The organism is Flavobacterium cellulosilyticum, assembly GCF_004349355.1.
GTDB lineage: Bacteria > Bacteroidota > Bacteroidia > Flavobacteriales > Flavobacteriaceae > Flavobacterium > Flavobacterium cellulosilyticum.
In genome coordinates, this window is record NZ_SMFK01000001.1 from 750,559 (window position 1) to 773,435 (window position 22,877).

At 33.3% G+C, this 22,877-nt stretch carries 24 protein-coding genes; 15 read left to right on the forward strand and 9 right to left on the reverse strand.

Annotation, left to right across the window (positions count from 1 at the left end):
• Positions 1–35 precede the first annotated feature (35 nt).
• The 4 genes from E0F76_RS02855 to E0F76_RS02870 all read left to right on the forward strand — a co-directional run bounded on the left by E0F76_RS02855 (position 36) and on the right by E0F76_RS02870 (position 4,326).
• On the forward strand, positions 36–2,078 hold the full coding sequence (locus E0F76_RS02855) for a LysM peptidoglycan-binding domain-containing protein (protein WP_132001046.1): 2,043 nt from the start codon (positions 36–38) through the stop codon (positions 2,076–2,078).
• 71 nt (positions 2,079–2,149) lie between these two features.
• Positions 2,150–2,809 (forward strand): 3-keto-disaccharide hydrolase, encoded by a 660-nt coding sequence (locus tag E0F76_RS02860; RefSeq protein ID WP_132001048.1) that lies wholly within the window; start codon positions 2,150–2,152, stop codon positions 2,807–2,809.
• An 83-nt stretch (positions 2,810–2,892) separates the two neighbouring features.
• Complete coding sequence (locus E0F76_RS02865; RefSeq protein WP_132001050.1) at positions 2,893–3,867, forward strand: DUF4837 family protein; 975 nt, start codon at positions 2,893–2,895, stop codon at positions 3,865–3,867.
• A 12-nt stretch (positions 3,868–3,879) separates the two neighbouring features.
• Positions 3,880–4,326: a GNAT family N-acetyltransferase gene (locus E0F76_RS02870; RefSeq protein ID WP_132001052.1), complete on the forward strand. Its 447-nt coding sequence runs from the start codon at positions 3,880–3,882 to the stop codon at positions 4,324–4,326.
• Here the strand turns inward: E0F76_RS02870 and E0F76_RS02875 are convergent, their stop codons facing one another.
• The 3 genes from E0F76_RS02875 to rnpA all read right to left on the reverse strand — a co-directional run bounded on the left by E0F76_RS02875 (position 4,327) and on the right by rnpA (position 7,226).
• Positions 4,327–5,109 carry an OmpA family protein gene (locus E0F76_RS02875; protein WP_246021969.1) on the reverse strand — a complete coding sequence of 261 codons (783 nt, stop codon included), beginning with the start codon at positions 5,107–5,109 and terminating at the stop codon, positions 4,327–4,329.
• Positions 5,110–5,117: 8 nt separating this feature from the next.
• Entirely contained in the window at positions 5,118–6,755 is a 1,638-nt protein-coding gene (locus tag E0F76_RS02880; protein ID WP_132001054.1) for a S41 family peptidase, read from the reverse strand.
• 78 nt (positions 6,756–6,833) lie between these two features.
• Positions 6,834–7,226 carry a ribonuclease P protein component gene (gene rnpA / locus E0F76_RS02885; RefSeq protein ID WP_132001057.1) on the reverse strand — a complete coding sequence of 131 codons (393 nt, stop codon included), beginning with the start codon at positions 7,224–7,226 and terminating at the stop codon, positions 6,834–6,836.
• Between the two features lie 126 nt (positions 7,227–7,352).
• On the opposite strand from rnpA, the gene E0F76_RS02890 reads away from it, so the two are divergent.
• From E0F76_RS02890 to E0F76_RS02905, 4 genes are all read left to right on the forward strand, one after another.
• On the forward strand, positions 7,353–8,084 hold the full coding sequence (locus E0F76_RS02890) for a lysophospholipid acyltransferase family protein (RefSeq protein ID WP_132001060.1): 732 nt from the start codon (positions 7,353–7,355) through the stop codon (positions 8,082–8,084).
• A 139-nt stretch (positions 8,085–8,223) separates the two neighbouring features.
• A complete protein-coding gene (locus E0F76_RS02895) occupies positions 8,224–8,958 on the forward strand; it encodes a lysophospholipid acyltransferase family protein (protein ID WP_132001062.1) in 735 nt (244 codons plus the stop codon).
• Positions 8,959–9,024: 66 nt separating this feature from the next.
• Positions 9,025–10,011: an acyl-ACP desaturase gene (locus tag E0F76_RS02900; protein ID WP_132001065.1), complete on the forward strand. Its 987-nt coding sequence runs from the start codon at positions 9,025–9,027 to the stop codon at positions 10,009–10,011.
• A 249-nt stretch (positions 10,012–10,260) separates the two neighbouring features.
• Positions 10,261–10,914 carry an HD domain-containing protein gene (locus E0F76_RS02905; RefSeq protein ID WP_132001068.1) on the forward strand — a complete coding sequence of 218 codons (654 nt, stop codon included), beginning with the start codon at positions 10,261–10,263 and terminating at the stop codon, positions 10,912–10,914.
• Positions 10,915–11,031: 117 nt separating this feature from the next.
• Here E0F76_RS02905 and E0F76_RS02910 read toward each other — a convergent pair whose 3' ends face one another.
• From E0F76_RS02910 to E0F76_RS02935, 6 genes are all read right to left on the reverse strand, one after another.
• Positions 11,032–11,427 carry a hypothetical protein gene (locus E0F76_RS02910; RefSeq protein ID WP_132001071.1) on the reverse strand — a complete coding sequence of 132 codons (396 nt, stop codon included), beginning with the start codon at positions 11,425–11,427 and terminating at the stop codon, positions 11,032–11,034.
• 93 nt (positions 11,428–11,520) lie between these two features.
• Positions 11,521–12,303 carry an enoyl-CoA hydratase/isomerase family protein gene (locus tag E0F76_RS02915; RefSeq protein WP_132001074.1) on the reverse strand — a complete coding sequence of 261 codons (783 nt, stop codon included), beginning with the start codon at positions 12,301–12,303 and terminating at the stop codon, positions 11,521–11,523.
• Between the two features lie 12 nt (positions 12,304–12,315).
• Complete coding sequence (locus E0F76_RS02920) at positions 12,316–13,788, reverse strand: ATP-binding protein (RefSeq protein ID WP_246021971.1); 1,473 nt, start codon at positions 13,786–13,788, stop codon at positions 12,316–12,318.
• Between the two features lie 69 nt (positions 13,789–13,857).
• On the reverse strand, positions 13,858–14,406 hold the full coding sequence (locus tag E0F76_RS02925; RefSeq protein WP_132001077.1) for a CopD family protein: 549 nt from the start codon (positions 14,404–14,406) through the stop codon (positions 13,858–13,860).
• An 82-nt stretch (positions 14,407–14,488) separates the two neighbouring features.
• Positions 14,489–15,502 (reverse strand): ferrochelatase, encoded by a 1,014-nt coding sequence (hemH, locus tag E0F76_RS02930; RefSeq protein WP_132001080.1) that lies wholly within the window; start codon positions 15,500–15,502, stop codon positions 14,489–14,491.
• A gap of 43 nt (positions 15,503–15,545) precedes the next feature.
• Positions 15,546–16,418, reverse strand: a complete 873-nt coding sequence (locus E0F76_RS02935; RefSeq protein ID WP_132001083.1) for an AraC family transcriptional regulator — start codon at positions 16,416–16,418, stop codon at positions 15,546–15,548.
• A gap of 227 nt (positions 16,419–16,645) precedes the next feature.
• On the opposite strand from E0F76_RS02935, the gene hemA reads away from it, so the two are divergent.
• The 7 genes from hemA to hemF all read left to right on the forward strand — a co-directional run bounded on the left by hemA (position 16,646) and on the right by hemF (position 22,839).
• Positions 16,646–17,950 carry a glutamyl-tRNA reductase gene (gene hemA, locus E0F76_RS02940; RefSeq protein ID WP_132001085.1) on the forward strand — a complete coding sequence of 435 codons (1,305 nt, stop codon included), beginning with the start codon at positions 16,646–16,648 and terminating at the stop codon, positions 17,948–17,950.
• Positions 17,951–17,995: 45 nt separating this feature from the next.
• Positions 17,996–18,922 carry a hydroxymethylbilane synthase gene (gene hemC / locus E0F76_RS02945; RefSeq protein ID WP_132001088.1) on the forward strand — a complete coding sequence of 309 codons (927 nt, stop codon included), beginning with the start codon at positions 17,996–17,998 and terminating at the stop codon, positions 18,920–18,922.
• Positions 18,923–19,588: a uroporphyrinogen-III synthase gene (locus tag E0F76_RS02950; RefSeq protein ID WP_132001091.1), complete on the forward strand. Its 666-nt coding sequence runs from the start codon at positions 18,923–18,925 to the stop codon at positions 19,586–19,588.
• Positions 19,589–19,665: 77 nt separating this feature from the next.
• Entirely contained in the window at positions 19,666–20,694 is a 1,029-nt protein-coding gene (gene hemE / locus E0F76_RS02955; protein ID WP_132001094.1) for a uroporphyrinogen decarboxylase, read from the forward strand.
• 186 nt (positions 20,695–20,880) lie between these two features.
• Complete coding sequence (locus tag E0F76_RS02960; protein ID WP_132001097.1) at positions 20,881–21,432, forward strand: hypothetical protein; 552 nt, start codon at positions 20,881–20,883, stop codon at positions 21,430–21,432.
• A gap of 124 nt (positions 21,433–21,556) precedes the next feature.
• Positions 21,557–21,937, forward strand: a complete 381-nt coding sequence (locus E0F76_RS02965) for a hypothetical protein (RefSeq protein WP_132001100.1) — start codon at positions 21,557–21,559, stop codon at positions 21,935–21,937.
• The gene (gene hemF, locus E0F76_RS02970) at positions 21,937–22,839 is read left to right on the forward strand and encodes an oxygen-dependent coproporphyrinogen oxidase (protein ID WP_132001103.1); all 903 of its coding nucleotides are present in this window, start codon (positions 21,937–21,939) and stop codon (positions 22,837–22,839) included. Before E0F76_RS02965 ends, hemF begins: the two co-directional genes overlap by 1 nt.
• Positions 22,840–22,877: the final 38 nt, after the last annotated feature.

Below are 22,877 nucleotides of genomic sequence, written 5' to 3' on the forward strand. Positions count from 1 at the left end.
ATTTACATGAATAACAGTCTGTTGAAAATTAAATTATGAAGATAAAAAAAATATCCTTATTGCTTTTTTCGGTTTTGTCAATCCATTCTTATTCCCAGAATGGGTCTGATAATAGATTGTTTACAAAAACAGAAACTAATTACTCCTTTTTAGATTCCATTAAAAAAACATTCGTTGTTGATGAAATGGCATCCTGCGTTGATAGTTTGTGGATGAATGAAATGGCAAGTTTGGATATTTATAATGATATATCGGGTGAATTAAATACAGTCAATACAGATAAAAATGTTGATAGTGAATTGCCTACGGAATTGTTAAAAGCAAGACTGAAAGCAATGGACGAAAAATCTCCATTTCACATCGAATACAATCAAAGTCTTGAAAACTTAATCAAGTCGTTTCTTAAAAACAGAAAGAAATCATTTGGAAGACAAATGGCAGTTTCTGAATATTATTTTCCAATTTTTGAAGAAGCTTTATCCAGACAAAATGTTCCTTTAGAGATTAAATATTTAGCAGTTGTAGAATCTTCACTGAACCCAAAAGCGGTTTCTAAGTCTGGAGCAACGGGCTTATGGCAATTTATGTATCAAACCGGAAAACAATACAATTTAAATATTGATTCATATGTTGATGAGAGAAGCGATCCACTTAAATCAAGTGCCGCTGCAACTCAATACATGACCAATATGTACACCATTTTTGGAGATTGGGATTTGGTTTTGGCTTCTTATAATTCAGGACCAGGAAATGTTGCCAAAGCGATTCGTCGTTCAGGCGGACAACAAAATTACTGGAACATAAGAAAAAATTTACCTCTTGAAACTCAAGGATATGTACCCGCTTTTCTAGCTACAATGTACATTTATGAATATCATAAAGAACACGGAATTATAGCTGATAGAGCCATTTTAAAGCATTTCGAAACGGATACTGTAAGGATCAAAAAGCAAATGTCATTCAAACAAATTTCAGATTTGGTTGATGTTCCTGTAAAACAATTGGAATTACTTAATCCTTCTTATAAACTTGATGTAGTCCCTTATTATAGTGACCAGAACCATTATTTAAGACTTCCTAAAGAAAAAATTGCCGTTTTCACTTCAAATGAAAATCAAATTTATGCGTATATCCAACATGAATCTGACCTTCGTGAAAGACCTTATCAATCATCAAGAACTGCATTCGCAAAAGCTAATGGAACTTCATCATCCCAAACTTCTCAATCAAGTTCAACGTATTACACTGTTAAAAAAGGGGATAACCTTAGTGCGATCGCCGAAAAATATGATGTTAGTTTGGAAGATTTAAAAGAGTGGAATGGTTTAAAAAGCAATTCAGTTGATTATGGAATAAATCTAAAAATTATTTCTAACGAAAATGTAGCATCAGTTGTTAGAAACGAACCTAAAATTTTGAAAACAACGAAAGAAGTTGTTGCAGAAACTAAAAACAATAAGACAGATTCGTCTAAAAAATCAATAAAAGCGGACACCTTATCTACAGAAGCTGTGGCTTATCATGTAGTTCAAAAAGGGGATAATTTAGGTAATATTGCTAAAAAGTATAATGTTACAATAGATGAATTGAAAGAATGGAATCATATCTCTGATAATTCAATTCAGTTAGCGGCTGCTTTGCAAGTTGGTGTTAATGAGCTGAACGCCAAGGAAGAAATTGCTTTTGCACCAGTTCCTGAATTCGAAAATGTAGAATATATCGTTAAAAAAGGAGACAATCTTGGAAATATTGCCAAAAAATTTGGATCAACTATGGATGATTTGAAAGAATGGAATAATATACAAGGGAATAATATCGCATTAGGTAGTTCAATAATTGTGGCCAAAAGTGAGATTGCAATAACGAAAGCAACACCTCGTACAAATACTTTAAACAAGAAAGAAAGTTTAGTATATACTTCTAAAAATAGCACCAATGATTATTTAGTTAAAAAAGGTGATTCATTGTTTAGTATTGCTAAAAAATATCCAGGAGTAACTATTTCCGATATTAAAAAATGGAATGACATTCGTACTGAAGATCTTAAACCGGGTATGAAGTTAAAAATAAACGGATAGTACGAGTCACTTTTTAATGTTTTTCAAACTTTTATTAAAATCCTGTTTTATGGATTTAATCAGCAAGCATAATGTTCAAAAAATCAATATTCGCATTAAGTACACTTTTTTTATTAAATTCCTGCGCTGTTAAACAAATAAGCCTTACCGAGAATGATTGGTATACTTTTACAACAAAAAGCACTGATAAAATAGCTCCTTCAAAAGGGTATGAGTTCTCGAACGGTATGGTGAGAATGTATGGCGATGTCAATGGATATTTGATGACCAATAAAAGCTATAAAAATTTTGAACTTAGTCTAGAGTTCAAATGGAATATGGATGAAAACGTAGCTAAAGCAAAAGGTAAAAAAAACAGTGGTGTTATGTATAATATCCCAGTGGATTCACCAGATCACATTTGGCCAAAAGGCATTCAATTTCAAATTAAAGACGATAGCACTGGCGATTTTATTTTTTTGGACAGTATAACAGCAATTGTAAACGGAAAATTTATTGAGGGTGGTCAAAGCGTAAACTCTTTTAAATTTATGGCTAATGAAAATCCTTCTGGTGAATGGAACACCATTTTAATTCGATCTTTCAACGGGAAAATAACTCAATATTTAAACGGGAAAATTGTAAATGAATGTACTGATACAAGTGCTAGGGAAGGAAAAATTTCTTTAAATTATGAAGGGTCACCAATTGATTTTAAGAATATTCAAATAACCAATATTCGTAAAAAATAATTCTTCCATCACATTTTCTATAAACGGAGTGTGTTTTTTATATCTTTATTTGGGAATTGCCACTTTTATTTCAAACCGAATCAATGTATAATAAACTTATTTTCTTTTTTTTGCTTTCTTTCCTGATTTTTTCGTGTAAAAAGCAAGTCGATAATTTGCCAAGGAAAGCAACGGGTAAAATCAATACTATTTCGATTGTAATAGACGATCAGTTGTGGAATGGCGAGATAGGCGATAGTATTAGAAACAAGCTAGCATCTCCAGTAATTGGGTTACCCCAAGAAGAGCCGTTGTTTACGATTAATCAATACCCAGTAAAATTACTAGAAGGTTTTATGACAGATAGCAGAACAATTATCGTTGTAAAAAAAGAAGACAAAAACGAATTTGTTATCAAAAAAAATCAATATGCCACTCCTCAAAATGTGTTTCATATCACTGGAAAAACAATTGATGACATCTTGCTAATTTTTGAAAAAAACAACAAAAAGATAATTCAACTCATAAAAGAAACAGAAATTAAGGAAAATCAAAGAATCATAAATCAATCCCTTTTTGATTCAAAAATAGTCCAAGATGATTTTCATATTTCTTTAAGGATTCCAACAGGGTATATTTATGCTCTTAAAAAAACTAATTTTATATGGCTCAAGAAGGAAATCATAAGCGGAAATACCAGCTTATTGATCTATCAAGTGCCTATAAATTCACTTAAAAAAGATTATAATTTAATAGCGAACATTGTCAAAATGCGCGACTCCATTGGGAATTTGTATATAAGAGGAACTGAACCAGATACCCAAATGATAACAGAAGAAGGATATGCACCTTATCTTTTTAAAATAAAATTAGATAATAAAGAAACCTTTGAAACTAAAGGAACTTGGGAGCTGAAAAATGACTTTATGTCTGGACCTTTTGTTAATTACACTATTTTAGACAAAGAACACAATAGGATTTTGGTCTTAGAAGGATTTTGTTATTCTCCATCAAAAGAAGAAAGAGACCTTATGCACGAATTGGAGTCGATTATTAAGTCTGTTGTCATTTTAAAATAAAAACCCCGCAGAATGGAAATAAAATGGCTTATAAAGCCTTTCGAGGAACTATCAGTGAATGAGCTTTATGACATTCTGAGATTAAGAAGTGCGATTTTTGTAGTAGAACAAAATTGTGTTTATCAAGATATTGACGGTAAAGATAAAGTAGCACTCCATCTTTTTGGTGAATATGATGGTAAAATTGTGGCGTATTCCAGACTTTTTAGACCAGGAATTTCTTTTGATAATTCTTCAATAGGACGAGTGGTTGTCGCTACCAATTATCGAGATAAAAAATTGGGTCATGAATTAATGCGTAAAGCGATATCGGGCATTAAGGATCACTTTGGCGAAATCCAAATTACGATTGGAGCGCAATTGTATTTGAAAAAATTCTATGAAAGTCATGGATTTGTTCAATCCAGCGAAATGTATTTAGAAGATGATATTCCGCATATTGAAATGAAAAAAGAATAATTATAATTTAGTTATCATGAATTCGACTCTTCTGTCAAACTCATCTCCTTTGCCTAAAGGAAAACGATTTCCATATCCCTTATAAGTCATTCTATAAGGGCTTATCCCTTTTGAACGAAAGTAATTAAACACATTTTTAGCTCTATTTACAGATAAATTTCTATTTTGAGTTTCCTCATCAATAGCATCCGTAAACTTGTTTGAAGTACAGCAAACATGGCCTTTAATTTCAAATCGAAGCGTTTTGTGGTTTTTTAAAATTTCAAAAATTTTATCGAGTTCTTTTTTTGCCTTAAAGGAAAGAATACTAGAACCCATATCAAAAGTAATTTGGTTTAAAACAATAAGATCGCCTACTTTTGGATTTACAGGAAATGTGGTATAAGTAGTGTTTTTAATAAATATGAGTTCGACACGTCTGTTTTTGTCCCGTGTTTTTTCTAAATTTTTCACAGTGTCTTTGTCAATAATTACACGTCCTCGACCGTCACAAATAAAAATTTTATTTTGTGTAATCCCATTTGATAAAAGTATTTTTTGAACAGTAGCAACTCTGTTTATCGATAATTTATCATTGTAATAATCGCTTCCTCTATCATCACAATAGCCATAAAGTTGAATGGCTTCAAATTGCGACAATTGAATTGAGTTGACAAGACTGATAAGTGCTTTTATTTGGCTATCCTTTAAAGAATATTTATCAAATTCAAAATAAACAGTTTGCACAGTGTTTACTTGAGCAAAAAGTCCGAATAGGAAGAAAAAGGATGCTATAGTAAACAAGCGGCAAATCACATTTTTAAAATCTTTTTGTATTCAATACTATTATTCAAAACACTTGTCGCTTTCTGGATTTCGGAGTTATTTTGTAAGTAATATTGATACAATCCTTCTTGATATTGATACCGTTTTATGATTTCGTCAAGGATTAAATTTTGAATTTCTTTCTGATTTTTATCCAATAAATTGTTCTCGGTATTTTGAAGCGCCAATAGTAATTGTTGGTATTCCTTACTAATGTTTTCATCAATTTTTTCTTTTTTGGCTGTAGCCAAAGTGTTTTTTAAAGCCAATTCTGTTTCAGTGTCGAAGGAGAATTTTTCAGCCTTTAAAAAATCTTTGAAATCTTTGAAATCACCATTGGTAAATGTGGGTATTTGGTTGCCCAAATTTGGATTTTTATAATAATAGCGCGTTGCATAATTAAAAATTCCGTCATTTTTCACTAAGGCATCAGTAATAGGGCTCCATTTAGTTTCTTCGAGTTCAATGTCCGGTTGAATGCCGCCACCATCATAAACATTTCTTCCTTTTCTGGTTTTGAATGCATTATAATTTGCAGCTTCAGTTCTAATAGCAATTCCATTTTTATCTTTATGGGCATAATCTAAGGCTTGAATACATCTTCCAGATGGCGTGTAATATCGTGAAATGGTTACTTTTAGTTGGGTTCCATAAGTCAATTCTACAGGTCGTTGTACCAATCCTTTTCCAAAACTCCGGCTGCCTATAACCACGGCACGATCTAAATCTTGCAAAGCTCCAGACACAATTTCAGATGCCGATGCGCTTTTTCCGTTAACAAGAATGACAAGAGGTATTTCAGTATCTAATGGTTCTCTAGAGGTTTTATAAGTAGTGTTATGCTTTTCAATTTTTGACTTTGTGGTTACAATTATTTCGTTTTTTGGAACAAATAAATTACAAATATTCACCGCTTCATTCAGCAAACCTCCTGGATTACCTCTTAAATCTAGCACAATTCGTTCAGCACCTTCTCTTTTTAATTGTTCAACAGCTTCTTTGGTTTCAAGTGATGCTTTTTGATTGAAATGAGACAAAACTATGTATCCTGTTTTATCATCTATTTTTCCATAAAACGGCACAGATTTGATGGCAACTTCATCAAGAATAACTTGTGTACTGAGTGTTTTGCCTTGTCGAATGTATTTAACATCCACTTTGGTGTTTTTTGCCCCTCTAAAAAGTTGAGTAGCATCATCTTTAAAATCAGATAATAGCACATCACCTATTTGAAAAATTTCGTCCCCAGCCTTAAGACCAGCCTTGTCAGCGGGAAAATTTTTATAAGGCTCACGAATTATTAATTTAGCCTCTTTTCGGGTTATCAACGCACCAATTCCGGTATATTCTCCAGTGTTGTTTATTTTGAATTTAACAACATCTTGTTCGTTAAAGTAAACCGTATAAGGATCCAAACTGGCTAGCATTCCTTTTATTGCTTTGTCCATTAAATCACCGGGATTCGTTTCATCGACATAGTTTTTATTCAATTCCTTAAATAAAGTAGTGAATATTTCTATTTGCTTGGCGATTTCAAAAAAATCATCTTTGAAACTAACACCAACAAATAAAAACACCGAAGCTATTATAGGAATGATGAATTTTTTTTTGAAATAGGAATTCATAATTGGAGTCAATTTATTTTCAGATTACTAAATTAGGAATTAAAAATCAATTACAACGTTTGATAAAAAACAAATAATTTATTCTACTTTTTTTATCTGAAGGATAAACTTCTCAAACAACTGAATGGTTTTGGTATTGATTTCCTCGTAAGTCAATCGATCTTTAGTTTGATAAAAAAACATAAACGCATAGGGTTTGTCAAGGTGGTCAATAAGTAAATGTTTGTTCAAACGATAGGTTTCACGAAGCACGCGTTTGAAATAATTACGATCAACTGCTTTCTTAAAATATTTTTTAGACACAGAAACGCCCATTTTCAATTTTTGTGATGAACCTTCGGGAATACCATAATTACTTTCCACGTAAACCAGCCTCAAAGGATATTTGGATACGGATTTGCCTTTTGAAAAAAGTGAATCAATAGTAATTTTACTTTTTAGCTTTTCGTTTTTTGGATAAGTGAAGTTCATTTTAAGTTTAAAAATTTCAAAATATTTTAGGTGACAAAGGTACAATTAAACGCCAAAGTCCATAATTCTATGCATTAAAATCGCGCTTTAAATTTATTTGTTATTTTTGTGCCAAAATTAAAAGGGATGAAAAGAGTTTTACTATACATAATATCGCTGATTTATTATTTTTTCTTTTTAGTTGTTTTGTCTATTTTTCAACCAATTCAGTGGATTTGTTTCAAAATATTTGGATACAAAGGGCTTAAAAACACTTTTGATTTTGTGACGCTTTTATCTTTACAATGTTGTCATATTTTAGGTGTTAGATATACGTTTGAAAATAAGGAATTAATACCGAAAAATGTCCCAATTATATTTGTATCCAATCATCAAAGTTTATATGATACTGTTGGTCTCAATTGGTATTTGCGTCGATTTCATTGTGCGTTTGTAACCAAAAAAGAATTGGGAAAAGGGATCCCCAGCGTTTCTTATTATATTCGCAATAGCAAATGTGTGCAAATTGACCGCAAAAACCCCAAACAAGCAATTCCTCAGATAAAGGCATTGGCTGAATACATAGAAAGCAACAAAAGATCGGCAATTATTTTTCCCGAAGGAACACGAAGTAAAACAGGGGAGCCCAAAGAATTTGCCCAAAGTGGTCTCAAAATTTTATGCAAATATGCCCCATCCGCTTATGTGGTCCCGATAAGTATTAATAATTCATGGAAAATTGTTCAATATGGTTCGCTTCCATTGAGTTTAGGGCACCATCTTTTATTTACGGTTCATAATCCATTGACAGTAAGTGATTATTCTTTTGATGAAATAATACAAAAAACGGAAAGTGCTATTGTAAGAGGAATAAAATAGTAATTATTTGGTTTTATGCTTTATTTTTAGTACATTGTTATGTGGAATCCGCGGGTATAGGAAATGCTAATAATATCGAGATTTTTGTAAATAGCCTCCAACAAAAATATATTTCATATTTTTGCAAAAAAATTATAAAATGCAAAAAATTATATCGTATCCAATATCCTTTATTGCTGTAGTTATATTCCTTTTGACCTTAGTAATTTTTCATCCTATTCAATGGATTTGTTTCAATGTTTTTGGGTATCAGGCCCATAAAAAAAGTGTAGATTACCTGAACCTCGCCTTATTAAGAATTGGGCATATTTTAGGCACAAATTATAAAATTGAAAATCGAGAAAGTATTCCTAAAGGGGTACCAATTATTTTTGTGGCGAATCATCAAGGAATGTATGATATTATTGGGATGATTTGGTTTTTGCGTAAATTTCATCCAAAATTTGTAAGTAAAATCGAATTAGGAAAAGGAGTTCCAAGTGTTTCTTACAATTTAAGACATGGAGGTTCCGTTCTTATCAACAGGAAAGAACCCAAACAAGCGATTCCAATAATCAAAGGATTATCAGAATATATAGAAAAAACAAAAAGATCAGCGGTTATATTTCCGGAAGGAACGCGAAGTAAAACTGGGAAACCAAAAGAATTCGCACAAAGTGGTTTAAAAATATTATGTAAATATGCTCCATCAGCTTATGTGGTTCCAATAACCATTAATAACTCTTGGAAGTTCTTTAGATTCGGGATGTTTCCTTATGGCTTGGGAAATCACATCACTTTTACCATTCACGAAGCCATTGTAGTAAAGGATTATTCTTTTGATGATTTGATGTTGAAAACGGAAAATGCAATCATTCAAGGAATAAAATTGTAAAGTATAAATAAAATTTAATAAGTTTGGGAGAAATCCTAGATTCTAAACCAAAAATCTAAATTAAAAATGTCTATAAAAAACATTCGATTAGAAGTAATGCAACTTTTAGAAAAAAACGTTAGCAGTTACGTTGACCAATATTTAATTCCTGTGGAAAAAATTTGGCAGCCATCTGATTTTTTACCAAATTCCGAAGGAGATAATTTCTTGGAAGAAGTAAAAGAATTGAGAGAAATTTCAAAAGATTTACCTTATGACTTTTGGGTTGCAATGGTAGGAGATATGATTACAGAAGAAGCCTTGCCTACATATGAAAACTGGTTGATGGAAGTAGAAGGAGTAGATAATCTAGAAAGAAACGGATGGGCTCAATGGGTGCGTCAATGGACTGGAGAAGAAAACCGTCACGGAGATTTATTAAATAAATATTTGTATATGTCAGGTCGTGTTAATATGCGCGAAATCGAAATGACAACCCAACATTTAATCAGTGATGGCTTTGATATTGGAACAGGAAGAGATCCGTATAAAAACTTTGTTTACACCAGCTTTCAAGAATTAGCCACCTATGTTTCTCACAATAGAGTGTCTCAGTTGGCAAAAAGTTATGGCGATACCAAATTAGCCAAAATGTGTAAAATGATTGCAGGTGACGAAATGCGTCATCACATGGCGTACAGCGAGTTTGTAAATCAGATTTTCAAAATTGACCCAAGCGAAATGATGCTTGCTTTTCAATACATGATGAAGGCAAAAATAGTTATGCCAGCGCATTTCTTGAGAGAATCAGGACAAAAAATCAGTTCTGCTTTTGAACATTTTTCAGATTCAGCACAACGAATCGGAGTGTATACTGCCAATGATTATGTTGACATTATGCAAAAATTAATTGTGAAATGGGAAATCGACAAAATTGGTGGATTGACCGATGAAGCCGAAAAAGCACGGGATTACTTGATGAAATTACCAGCTAGAATGGCACGAATCTCAGAGCGAATAGTGATTCCTCAAGAGTCATTTCAATTTAAATGGGTAGAACCAGCTAGATTGTAGAATATAGATTTCAGATCTCAGTTTGGTTGGAACGGAAAGTTGATTTCAGATTAATAATTTATTGATTTTTGTCATTGCCATTGCCATTGCCATTGATATTGTCATTGCCATTGCCATTGATATTGTCATTGCCATTGCAATTGCCATTGAAATTGAAATTGCCAATACCATTGAAATTTAAAACATATACTGCTGATTTTTAAGTTCACACTTTAAAAATCAGCTTTTTTTTATAAAAAACACTTGAATATGATCCATCAAGATATAATAAATAAGACCATCCTTTTTGTTAAAGGAAAACTAGAAAATGCCGAAGGCGGTCACGACTGGTTTCATATAGAAAGAGTGTTTAAAAATGCCGTTTCTATTGCTAATAATGAAGTTTGTGATATAAATGTGGTAAAATTAGGCGCTCTACTTCATGATATTGCGGATAGTAAGTTTCATGATGGGGATGAAACTATTGGTCCAAAAACGGCCAGAGAATATCTTGAAAGCGAAAAAGTGGATGCCGATACTATTCAGCATATCATTAATATCATAGAAAACGTGTCTTTTAAGGGCGGAAAAACAGAAACGAAATTCTCCTCTATAGAATTGGATATCGTGCAAGATGCAGACCGTTTAGATGCCATTGGCGCCATTGGCATAGCAAGAACCTTTAATTATGGAGGGTTTAAAAATCGAACTTTATATAACCCAAATATTGCACCCAATCTTAATTTGACTAAAGAGGAATATAAAAATAGTGAAGCACCAACGCTCAATCATTTTTATGAAAAATTGTTGCTCTTAAAAGATAAAATGAATACCAAAACAGGTATACAAATCGCCCAAAAAAGACATCAATTTATGATTAGCTTTTTATCCCAGTTTTATGCAGAATGGGACGGGGAATTGTAGTGTTCAGTTGGCAGTGATCAGTGTTCAGAATTCAGTTTGCAGATTTTTAGAATTTAGACTGACCACTTTTATTTATTCCAACAACTGACCACTAAAGACTGATCACTGATCACTTTTTTAGAGCCCCTTTTCCTTCATTTCCAAAATGACATCCGAAGCATTTTTAAAAGTCGGGGATTGTGTTATGATCGTTCCCACTCTTTTTTTGTTGAGTTTAAAGGTAATATCATTTTCTGTTGTGAATAGAAGCGCAGTTAAAAACGGCTTATTCATATACGAAAGCAAAATCATATAAGTTTCGTCGATAGTGTGGAAGCTTTCTATTTCTTCGGTTTTGTAACGTGCTGTAACAGATAAACTGAAAACACCCTCATTCAAAACAGGGCGAACATAAATATTTTTCAATTCGGTATCGCCAATGGTTTTTGCCAAAGTTAGTTTGGCGTAGTTATAATTCGTGAGGCTTTCTTTTACTTTTTCCCAAAAGAGATCAAATTCGGCTTGGTAAGACATAAGGTATTTTTTGATGAATTTTTTTTCAGAAATGAGTTTTCAAAATTACAATTTTTTAAACTGCCAACTGCTACTGAACACTGAATACTAATTTTATTTCCCTTTAAACTCCGCTTTCCTTTTCTCTAAAAAAGCCGTTGTTCCTTCCTTGAAATCTTCGGTGGCAAAACATTCTCCAAATGCTTTTATTTCTACTTTAAATCCATTGACACCAGTAACAAAATTTGCATTTACGGATTCAATCGCTTTAGAAATGGCCGCAGGAGAATTTTTCATAATACGAGTAGCAAGCATCATATACGCGTCATATAAATCGGCTTGTGGTACCACATGATTGACTAATCCATACATTTTTGCAGTTTCGGCATCAATCATTCCGGCAGTTAAAATCATTTCCATAGCACGTCCTTTACCCACCAATTGAGGCAAACGTTGGGTTCCACCATAACCAGGGATTAGTCCAAGTGAAGTTTCTGGCAAACCCATTTTGGCATTATCAGATGCGATTCTAATGTGGCATGCCATAGCCAATTCCAATCCTCCACCAAGTGCAAAACCATTAATAGCTGCAATAACTGGTGTTTTCATGTTTTCGATAAAATCAAATAAGATTTCCTGTCCTTTTGCGGCCAATGTTGCTCCTTCCAATTCCGAAAAGTGAGCAAATTCGGCAATATCGGCGCCAGCTACAAAAGCTTTTTCTCCATTTCCGGTTATAATAATTACTTTGATTTCAGGATTAGCATTTATTTGTTGTAAGGTTTCATTTAATTCCTGTATTGTGGCTTTGTTTAAAGCATTTAATTTGGATGGACGATTGATAAATATGGTTGCAATGCCATTTTCCTGGTCTAAAATAATGTTTTCGAGTGCCATAATTTTTATATTTTATTGATTGATTATAGGAAGCGAAACAGTAAATGTAGTTCCAATTCCTTTTTTGGATTCCAATGTAATGGTTCCTTTATAATTTTCGATAATGTTTCTAATAATTCCAAGACCTAATCCCATTCCGCTGGATTTTGTTGTAAATTTAGGTTCAAATATTCTATTAAAATTTTCAGTTACAATTCCAATTCCATTATCTGAAACCGTGATTAACACATTGTTTTCATCTCTTTTTATGGTAACTAAAATTGCTTTTTCTTCCTGTTGACATGGAATGGATTGAATGGCGTTTTTGACCAAATTAGTGATAATACGAATGAGTTGGGTCCTATCAATTTTTGAAATGATTTCTTCTTCTTCTGCTTTAAAATGGACGTATTCCTCATTAAAAATATCCATCGTCAATTCGACAACATCAACCACATTCAGGGTTTCATTTTGCTGTGCAGGCATCGAAGCAAAATTAGAAAATGCCGAAGCTACGGAACTCATAGTATCAATTTGTTGTATTAAAGTCTCGGAATAATCATTTATTTTTTGCTTCAGATTGGGGTCATTCGCATCAAATTTTCTTTGAAAACTCTGCACTGTGAGTCGCATTGGTGTAAGCGGATTTTTGATTTCATGCGCCACCTGTTTTGCCATTTCTTGCCAGGCTTCTTCTCTTTCGCTTTGCGCTAATTTCAGGGCGCTTTCTTCCAATTCATCGACCATCGAATTATAAGCATTTATCAATAAATTGATTTCTTTACTACTAGCTTCGAGGACAATTTTTTCGTTTTTTTGACTCAAACTGGTTTCACTCAATTTGTCTGATATGGTCTTTAAAGATTTTGTAATATAGGACGATAGAAGATAGGCAACACCAAATGCTACCAAAAGCATAAATGTGTATACTTGAGCCAATCGAATCAAGAAGTTTTGCAGTTCCGTTTGATAATAACTATCGTCTTCTACATAAGGTAAGTTCAAAATTCCTAATGGCTTGAACTTGTCATCTTTAATTAAACTATAAGAAGAACGATTTTTTTGGCCGTCAATTGTTTTGATGTCAACATATCTTTTTTCGATAGAAGATTGAACGAGTTTAATGATGTATTTTGGAATTGGAGGCGCAACAGAATCAATTGAAAACCTTGATTTGGATGATTTTAATAACTTCCCTTCTAGACTGTAAATATTGATTTCCAGATTGTGTATATCGGATAATTCGTGAATTTTATCTTTAAAGATTAGAGAAAGATTCTTTGGAGTAAGAGGATAAGTGGTGTTCGATAGCACATAAATAATGTTTTCTTTTATGGCATCTTCCTTGTGTTCTAAACGTTCTTGATGGTATTGTTTGGCCTCATTTTTGAATTGAAAAATAGAAATGGAAGCCAATAATACAGAGGCAACAATAATCAATACAATCATCGAAAGGAAAATCCTGACACGTAAGGAAAGCATCGATAACTTGAAGTCTTTAAGCATAGTGTTTAGTGATTGGTAACTAGTAATTAGTAACAAGTGATTAGCTAATTACAAATCACTTGTCACTAATTACTTTCTTTCTCTAATTCGTTTATAAAATTTGAATCCCAACATTATTAAAACCGAAAATAAGAGGATTCCAATCACTCCATAAATCCAGTTAACAGCATTTTTCAGAATGACTAGAAATACAACTGCAAAAAGAATAATTGTAGCACCTTCGTTCCACAAACGCATAAAATTGGTAGTGTATTTTACTTGGTTGTTTTGCAATTCCTTGAATATTTTATGGCATTTATAATGGTACAAATACAACACAAAAACAAAGCCAAGTTTCACGTGCATCCAAGGCATTTGTAACCAAGCTTTACCCAAGTCAGTAAAAAACAACATCCAAAATGCAAAAAGACTCGCTAAAACAGCGCTTGGCCAAGTGATGATATACCACAAACGATAGGTCATTATTTTGTATTGTTTCTGCAAAATTTCTTTATCTGGCGATGGCATATCGTTAGCTTCTATTTGGTAAACAAACAAACGAACGATATAAAAAAGTCCGGCGAACCAAGTAATCACAAAGATGAGATGAAGAGATTTGAGGTAGTTGTAGAATTCCATTTATTTTTTGTTTAAAGATTTGACAACTTTTTAAAAGTTGTCAAATCTATCCGATTACTTAAAAGAACATTATCAAAAAATTTTAATTTGCCCAATCATCGATCCAATTTGCAACCGTTTCACACCATTCGTCACTATCATTTAAACAAGGAACAGCAAAAAATTCTTCGCCTCCGTGTTCCTTGAATTGATGGTTGGCTTCCATTGCAATTTCTTCTAATGTTTCCAAGCAATCCGAAACAAAAGCAGGCGTAACCACTGCCAAATTCTTGATGCCTTTCTCGGGCATTTTATTCACTTCAACATCAGTGTAAGGCGTAAGCCATTTGTCTCCAGCCAATCGAGATTGAAAAGTTTGGCTGTATTTTCCTTCGGGAATTCCTAATAGTTTTACCACTTGTTTCGTAGTTTCGTAACATTGATGACGGTAGCAAAATTCGTGCGCTGGAGAGGGCGTGTTGCAACAAGAACCGTCTATTTTGCAGTGCGATTTGGTAATGTCCGTTTTGCGAATGTGTCGCTCAGGGATTCCGTGATAGGAGAACAATAAATGATCGTATTCAAAACCTTCCAAATGGGATTGAATAGAATCGGCAAGGTTTTTCAAATAGTCGGGCTTATTATAAAAAGCAGGAACAATCGTAAATTTCATTTCTGGAAAATACTTTTTTCTATGCTCTTCAGCCAATTCTAAAATGGTTGTTGTCGATGCCATTGCGTGTTGCGGATACAACGGGAAAAGCATTACTTCGGTTACGCCTTTATCGTGTAATTCCTGTAATCCCGATAAAAGAGAAGGATTTCCGTAACGCATAGCCAATGCAACCGGAATGTCAACCAATTTTTTGACTTTTTCGTGCATTCTTTTGGAAATCACGACAAGCGGAGAACCTTCGTCCCACCAAATTTTGGCGTAAGCCGCTGCCGATTTTTTTGGTCTAGTTTGAAGAATGATGCCACGAACTAGCAATGCCCGCAACAAAAACGGAACATCGATTACGTATTTATCCATCAAAAATTCGTCTAAATACGGTTTTACATCTTTTGCTGTTGGACTTTCCGGCGAACCAAGGTTAACTAATAATACACCTTTCATTTTTTTTGTTTTTTATGGAAAAACCCCATTAGGGTTTGTAAATTTATTTATTTGGATTGATGGACATCAAATATTTCTTTGGAGTTGTTCCAAATTTCTTTTTGAAAGCGGCTATAAAATGACTTCCGGTGCTGTATCCAATTTTTAATCCCACTTCATTTACATTATAAGAACCACTGTCTAATAATTTTCGAGCGGAATCCATTTTATAATCAAAGAGAAATCCATAAACAGTATCACCATATATTTGTTTGAAACCCATTTTTAGTTTCTTCAAAGTCAGTCCCACTTCGTCGGCTAATTCTTGTAGTCCTGGCGGTTCGGCCATATTAGCCAATATAATTTCCTTAGCCTTTTTAATTTTAAATACATTTTCTTCATCAATTAAAAACGGACATTGTTCCGCATTTGGGTCTTCGGTACGATTGAAATACAAACTCAATAATTCATAACCTTTACCTTTGTAATACAAGTTTTTTATGGATGGATGCAAATTATAATGAAACAATTGACTCAAAACAATAGCCATCGAAGGGCTGATATCCCCTTCCTTATAATACTTTTTGTCCTTGTTGTCGTCACTTAAAAAAGTGATATAATTGGCTTCGGAAGAAAATAAATTATGAAATTTTTTAATAGAAATGATAACCGAAATAACCCAGGAATTTGGAGCCAATTCAAGATTAATAGGTAATTCTATCTGTGGATTGTACAGTAATAAGGATTTCTCTTCTTTCAAGTCTAAGGTATAATTCCCTTGATTGAAAAGGAATTTTGCTTTTCCTTTTAATCCAAAATGAAATTGAATCAATCCCTTTTTAACTTCGCGTTGTGTGCAATACACTTCTTCGCTGTCATTTTGTAATCGAAGTAGAGTAAAATCGTCTTCTATTGTTATTATATCCTGAGAACTCATTGCGATATTTTTTATTAAAACAGTTTATTAAAATCAGAATTTTATTTAGAATCAGTTTAAATATGTTTTTTAAAACACTTGATTTCAGTACAAAAATAATGTTTTTTACTATAAAAGATAGATTTATCGACTAAAAATCATTCAGCGTTACAAAAAGAACTTTTAGCGTTGTTTTTATAAAGTCCTTAGTAATAACTTTGTCAGTCCCAATTGGGAAAAGATTATTTATGAAAAACACAAGCATAACCAAACATAAAACTTTCTATGCCATAGGCTTAAGTTACCGTAAAGCAGATGCTGAGGTAAGAGGAAAATTCAGTTTAGATGGTGGTGGAAAGACAAATGTATTACTTCAAGCCAAAGATGAAGGCATTGAAAGTTTAGTAGTTACTTCAACTTGTAACAGAACTGAAATTTACGGTTATGCAGATCACCCTTTTCAACTTATCAAATTAATTTGCGAGAATAGCAATGGAACTGCAGAAGAATTCCAGAAAGTTGGATTTGTATATAAAAATCAAGAAGCGACGGATCATCTTTTTCGAGTAGGAACAGGTTTAGACAGTCAGATCTTAGGTGATTTTGAAATCATTGGTCAGATAAAAAACAGTTTCGAGGAATCACGTTCCTTGGGATTGATCAATACTTATTTAGACCGATTAATTAATATGGTGATTCAAACCAGCAAAAGAATAAAAAACGAAACTGAAATCAGTTCTGGAGCAACTTCTGTTTCTTTTGCAGCCGTTCAATATATCATTCGAAATGTAGAGAATATTGGAAACAAAAACATTTTACTTTTTGGAACAGGCGAGATTGGAAAAAATACTTGTGAAAATTTAGTAAAACACACTAAAAACAAACACATTACTCTTATAAATAGAACTAAAAGTACGGCCGAAATCTTGGCTGGAAAACTAAATTTAATTGTAAAAGATTATTCTGATATTCATCTAGAATTACAAAAAGCCGATGTTTTGGTCGTTGCAACTGGGGCTAAAAATCCAACTATCGATAAAGCACTTTTGAATTTAAAGAAACCACTTTTGATTTTGGATTTATCTATCCCGAAAAATGTAAATGCAGATGTGCAACAGATTCCAGGAGTAACCTTAATCCACGTGGATTATTTGTCACAAATGACCGATGATACTCTCGAAAGAAGAAAGCAACACATTCCAGCAGCCGAAGCGATTATCGAGGATATGAAATTAGATTTAAATACTTGGATGAATGGTCGAAAATTTGCGCCAACAATTCACGCCTTGAAAGCAAAATTGAACGATATTGTAGCGAGTGAGTTGAACTTACAACGCAAAAAATTACCCAATTTTGACGAAGAACAAGCCGATATCATCAGCTCAAGAATTATCCAAAAAATCACCAATCATTTCGCCAGCCACCTTAAAGACGAAGACACTTCAGTAGATGAAAGTATTGAATTTATCGAAAAAGTGTTTCAAATTGGACTTTCTACACCACAAAAAGAAATTTCTGTTATAGTAGAAAAATACGGCGTTAATTTATCCTAAAACAAAATGAACCATAATGTTTTATTGGTTTGAAAATAATAAAAAATGGCTCAAAAAGTTATACGAATAGGTACACGCGATAGCGAATTAGCACTTTGGCAAGCCCACACCGTCCAAAAAAAGTTAAATGATTTAGGTTATAAAACTGAAATTGTCGCTGTTAAATCACAAGGCGATATTGTTCTCGACAAACCCCTTTACGAACTCGGAATCACAGGAATTTTTACCAAAACTTTAGATATTGCCATGCTTAATGGCGATGTTGATATTGCTGTACATTCTATGAAAGATGTGCCAACGGCATTACCCATTGGTATTGTGCAAGGAGCGGTTCTTGAAAGAGCCAATACGGTCGATGTTCTGGCTTATAAAGGCAATCTCGATTTCTTGAAGGGAGAGGGGACAATTGCAACAGGAAGTTTGCGTCGTCAAGCGCAATGGCTTAATAAATATCCCAATCATAAGGTAGTAGATTTACGAGGAAATGTAAATTTACGCATGCGAAAATTAGCCGATAACGATTGGAATGGAGCTGTATTTGCTGCTGCAGGACTAGAACGCATTAATCTATATCCCGAAAATCATATTGCACTCGATTGGATGATTCCCGCGCCCGCTCAAGGGGCAATGCTTGTTGTTGCCATGGGAAATGACAATTATACACTTGATGCAGTAAGAGAATTAAATCATATTGAAACCGAAATCGCAACCTACATCGAACGCCAATTTTTGAAAACTTTAGAAGGTGGGTGTACTGCTCCTATTGGTGCATTGGTACGTTATAATGAAGACGATGACACCTTACATTTTCAGGGGGTTTTATTTTCACTGGACGGAAAACAAAAATTAGAAGTCGACAAAGTTGTTGCTATTTCAGAATGGAAAAAACTAGGCTATAATTCTGCTGAAGAAATTTTGAATAATGGCGGAGCTGAGTTGATGAAAACAATAAAAGAAACGATGAAAAAATAAATGAATAATCCAATAAACATTCTATCAACAAAAATACTTTTGAGTCATCAAAAGCAAGCTTTATTAGACGCCAATTTCAATCTAATTGAAATCGATTTTATCAAAACCGAAAACTCGGATTTTGATTTAAAAGAAGTCAATGAAAATTTGATTTTTTCAAGTCAAAATGCAGCACAAAGTGTTTTATTGCATCCAAAATGCGAAGAATTAAAATCTAAAAATGTGTTTTGTGTGGGTATTAAAACCAAGGCATTCTTAGAAGAAAATGGATTTAATGTAATAGTTTATGTAGATTACGCTTCTGATTTGGCCGAAATTATAACTTTGATTTATGCCAATGAAAGTTATACTTTTTTTAGTGGCAATTTGCGAAAAGAAACTTTGCCTAAAGCTCTGAAAGAAGCCAAAATAAAGTTCAATGAAATACAGGTTTATGAAACTACTTTGACGCCACAAAAAGTAAAAACCGCAGTTGATGGGATTCTGTTTTTTAGTCCTTCAGCAATAGAAAGTTATTTGAAGGAAAACAAAATAAAAAATGAACTTTGCTTTTGCATTGGAGAAACCACTGCAAGTGCATTAGAAACCACTACTAAAAATATTATCGTTGCAGATCAACCCTCTGTTGAAAATGTGGTTGAAGATGTAATCGAAGAATTTAAATAAAACAAATTAGCTTTTAGCATTTTGCTTTTGGCAACAATAAAACAATTTTAACAACTAATAGCTAACAGCTAAGAAAAATGATAAAGAACGACCTATTTTTAAAAGCATTAAAAGGAGAAACAGTAGAACGTCCGCCGGTTTGGATGATGCGTCAAGCTGGAAGATATTTGCCGGAATTCATCGCTTTGCGTAACAAATATGATTTTTTTACCCGTTGTGAAACTCCAGAATTAGCGGCTGAAATTACTGTGCAGCCCATTCGCAGAATTGCACCCGATGCGGCGATTTTATTCTCGGATATTTTGGTTGTCCCTAGAGCTATGGGAATTCACGTGGAATTGAAAGACAATTTAGGTCCCATTATCCCGAATCCAATTCGCACCATGGAACAAGTAAACCAAGTGTATGTTCCTGATGTAAATGAAACTTTAGGCTACGTTTTTGACGCAGTAAAATTAACCAAAGAAATGTTGAATGATGAAGTGCCATTAATTGGTTTCGCAGGTTCACCTTGGACTATTTTCTGTTATGCTGTGGAAGGAAAAGGATCGAAAAGTTTTGATACTGCTAAAGGATTTTGTTTCTCTAACCCAATAGCTGCGCATACTTTATTACAAAAAATTACAGACACTACCATTTTATACTTAAAAGAAAAAGTAAAATCGGGCGTAGATGCAGTTCAGATTTTTGATTCTTGGGGCGGAATGCTTTCTCCCGTAGATTATCAAGAATTTTCATGGAAATACATCAACCAAATCATAGAAGCTTTGGCTGAGGTTACACCAGTAATTGTTTTTGGAAAAGGATGTTGGTTCGCTTTGGGCGAAATGGGAAAAAGCAAAGCTTCAGCTCTTGGAGTAGATTGGACTTGTACACCTAGAAATGCCCGTTATTTGTCTGGTGGAAACATCACATTGCAAGGTAATTTCGATCCATCAAGATTGTTTTCTCCAATTCCTGTTATCAAGAAAATGGTACATGAAATGATTGACGAATTTGGAAAAGACAAATACATCGCCAATTTAGGTCACGGAATTTTACCCAATATTCCTGTGGATCACGCAAAAGCGTTTGTAGATGCGGTGAAGGAGTATCGAAAAAAGTAGGTATTGCATGATCTCCTGCAAGGTTTTTTTTAACCTTGTAGGTATGTTTTGAAAACATTAGCCTAAATTTATATTTTTAATGTTGAAAAGTTATGAATTAGTGTTATTCTGCTTAAAAGTAATACCTACAAGGTTTGGAAAAAAACCTTGCAGGAGGACAATTTTTCAATAGATAAAGGCTTTAATATGAAATTAGAAGTTTTAGAGAAAGACAGTTATTATCATATTTATAACAGAGGGATAAATGGTTGTTTAATTTTTGAAAATGATGAAAACAAAAGCTTTTTTTTAAAACAACTATCAAAATATTTATATGATAAAATTTCAATATTTGGATACTGTTTGATGGATAATCATTTTCATTTAGTTATTCGATTAAATGAAGAAGAACAAATTGTAACACAAGCTTTTTCTAATTTTTTGAATTCCTATGTAAAAGCTTTTAATAAAGAAATTGATCGAACTGGAAGTCTTTTTGAAAAACATTTCAAAAGGATAAAGCCGAATGATGAAAAGTATTTGAAGCAATTGATACTATATGTTCACTTGAATCCAAAGCATCATTTAGGTTTAAAATTCGAGGATTATAAGTATTCATCCTATCAGGCTTTTATTTCAAATAAGGTGACAAAAGTAGAGAAAGATGAGGTTTTGAAATTGTTTGGAGGTTTTGAAAATTTTATTTTTTGTCATAACCAGAAAAATGATTTTCTAACTGAAAAGTATACTTTTGAATAGACTACTTTTCATCCTGCAAGGTCTTTTTTTGACTTTGTAGGTATATTTGAAAATGTCGACCTGCAAGGAATACCTAAAAGGTTTGGGGAAAAACCTTGCAGGTGGACAAAACATACTATAAAAAATGCTCAACAAAGGCTTACGTGATCAAGAAAGTATTCGAATTGACAACATATTAAAAATGTTGCATTCTTTGACATTTGTGCCTAAATTTTGGAATTTAGAAGACCAACTAGACCTTGAAAATGGTTTAAAAGATTTAGGGATGAATATCGGAAGTCTCCAAAATTTTAGCCAAGAGGAATTAATCACTCATTTGCAACGACTTCATTTTGATTGGAATCATTTTGAATTATTTGCTGATTTTTTGATGGCGATGTCAAAAGAGAACCAATTTGATTTTACGGACAAAGCCATTGCCATTTACGATTATGTTCAAAAGGAAAGTAAGGTTTTTTCGTTTGGAATATTTAATAAGTTAGCTGCTGCTAAAGCAAATTTATAATGAAAAATAAATTTTACCAATACCTACAAAACCTCCAAGACCAAATCTGCAAAGGATTGGAAGATGCTGATGGCACAACTCAATTCCGTGAGGATCTTTGGGAACGACCAGAAGGTGGCGGTGGGCGAACCAGAGTAATCGAAAACGGAGAAGTTTTCGAAAAAGGAGGTGTCAATATTTCTGCAGTGTACGGAAAACTACCGGATAGCATGCAAAAACTATTCAATGTGGGCGAAGCTGATTTTTTTGCCTGCGGATTGAGTTTGGTTTTGCACCCACGAAGCCCAATGGTACCAACTGTTCATGCTAATTGGCGCTATTTTGAAATGTATGATGATAACGGAACTGTAATCAATAGTTGGTTTGGCGGTGGTCAAGATCTTACGCCTTATTATTTATTTGAAGAAGACGCTAAGCATTTTCATCAAACCTGTAAAACCGCTTGCGACAAACACAATCCGGATTTTTACCCAAAATATAAAAAGCAATGTGACTCCTATTTTTGGAATGCACACCGCAACGAAGCTCGCGGAATTGGAGGGTTGTTTTTCGATTATTGCAAAGCTACAGATACAATGTCCATGGAAAACTGGTTCAACTTTGTAACCGAAGTGGGCAATAGTTTTCTAGAAGCTTATATTCCAATAGTAGAAAAAAGAAAAAAATTACTATATTCGGATGACCAAAAAACCTGGCAGGAAATCCGACGTGGTCGTTATGTCGAATTCAATTTGGTACACGATAAAGGAACTTTGTTTGGATTGAAAACAAACGGTCGAATCGAGAGTATCCTGATGAGTTTGCCACCACATGTTCAGTGGGTTTACGATCATCATCCTGAAAAAGATAGCGAAGAAGAAAAATTAATAAAAGTGTTAGAAAATCCGATGGATTGGATATAGATATCGAGAGAAATCCTAATTCCTAAATCAAAAATCCT

Excerpts from the sequence above, each read along its gene's own strand:
- E0F76_RS02855 (WP_132001046.1), top strand. The coding sequence starts at position 36 with ATGAAGATAAAAAAAATATCCTTATTGCTTTTTTCGGTTTTGTCAATC.
- E0F76_RS02935 (WP_132001083.1), bottom strand. The coding sequence starts at position 16,418 with ATGAGTTCTCAGGATATAATAACAATAGAAGACGATTTTACTCTACTT.
- E0F76_RS02895 (WP_132001062.1), top strand. The coding sequence starts at position 8,224 with ATGCAAAAAATTATATCGTATCCAATATCCTTTATTGCTGTAGTTATA.
- E0F76_RS02950 (WP_132001091.1), top strand. The coding sequence starts at position 18,923 with ATGAATAATCCAATAAACATTCTATCAACAAAAATACTTTTGAGTCAT.
- hemF (WP_132001103.1), top strand. The coding sequence starts at position 21,937 with ATGAAAAATAAATTTTACCAATACCTACAAAACCTCCAAGACCAAATC.
- E0F76_RS02910 (WP_132001071.1), bottom strand. The coding sequence starts at position 11,427 with ATGTCTTACCAAGCCGAATTTGATCTCTTTTGGGAAAAAGTAAAAGAA.
- E0F76_RS02880 (WP_132001054.1), bottom strand. The coding sequence starts at position 6,755 with ATGAATTCCTATTTCAAAAAAAAATTCATCATTCCTATAATAGCTTCG.
- E0F76_RS02965 (WP_132001100.1), top strand. The coding sequence starts at position 21,557 with ATGCTCAACAAAGGCTTACGTGATCAAGAAAGTATTCGAATTGACAAC.
- hemH (WP_132001080.1), bottom strand. The coding sequence starts at position 15,502 with ATGAAAGGTGTATTATTAGTTAACCTTGGTTCGCCGGAAAGTCCAACA.
- E0F76_RS02865 (WP_132001050.1), top strand. The coding sequence starts at position 2,893 with ATGTATAATAAACTTATTTTCTTTTTTTTGCTTTCTTTCCTGATTTTT.
- E0F76_RS02960 (WP_132001097.1), top strand. The coding sequence starts at position 20,881 with ATGAAATTAGAAGTTTTAGAGAAAGACAGTTATTATCATATTTATAAC.
- hemC (WP_132001088.1), top strand. The coding sequence starts at position 17,996 with ATGGCTCAAAAAGTTATACGAATAGGTACACGCGATAGCGAATTAGCA.
- E0F76_RS02860 (WP_132001048.1), top strand. The coding sequence starts at position 2,150 with ATGTTCAAAAAATCAATATTCGCATTAAGTACACTTTTTTTATTAAAT.
- E0F76_RS02915 (WP_132001074.1), bottom strand. The coding sequence starts at position 12,303 with ATGGCACTCGAAAACATTATTTTAGACCAGGAAAATGGCATTGCAACC.
- E0F76_RS02920 (WP_246021971.1), bottom strand. The coding sequence starts at position 13,788 with ATGCTTAAAGACTTCAAGTTATCGATGCTTTCCTTACGTGTCAGGATT.
- E0F76_RS02925 (WP_132001077.1), bottom strand. The coding sequence starts at position 14,406 with ATGGAATTCTACAACTACCTCAAATCTCTTCATCTCATCTTTGTGATT.
- hemE (WP_132001094.1), top strand. The coding sequence starts at position 19,666 with ATGATAAAGAACGACCTATTTTTAAAAGCATTAAAAGGAGAAACAGTA.
- E0F76_RS02900 (WP_132001065.1), top strand. The coding sequence starts at position 9,025 with ATGTCTATAAAAAACATTCGATTAGAAGTAATGCAACTTTTAGAAAAA.
- E0F76_RS02905 (WP_132001068.1), top strand. The coding sequence starts at position 10,261 with ATGATCCATCAAGATATAATAAATAAGACCATCCTTTTTGTTAAAGGA.
- rnpA (WP_132001057.1), bottom strand. The coding sequence starts at position 7,226 with ATGAACTTCACTTATCCAAAAAACGAAAAGCTAAAAAGTAAAATTACT.
- E0F76_RS02870 (WP_132001052.1), top strand. The coding sequence starts at position 3,880 with ATGGAAATAAAATGGCTTATAAAGCCTTTCGAGGAACTATCAGTGAAT.
- hemA (WP_132001085.1), top strand. The coding sequence starts at position 16,646 with ATGAAAAACACAAGCATAACCAAACATAAAACTTTCTATGCCATAGGC.
- E0F76_RS02890 (WP_132001060.1), top strand. The coding sequence starts at position 7,353 with ATGAAAAGAGTTTTACTATACATAATATCGCTGATTTATTATTTTTTC.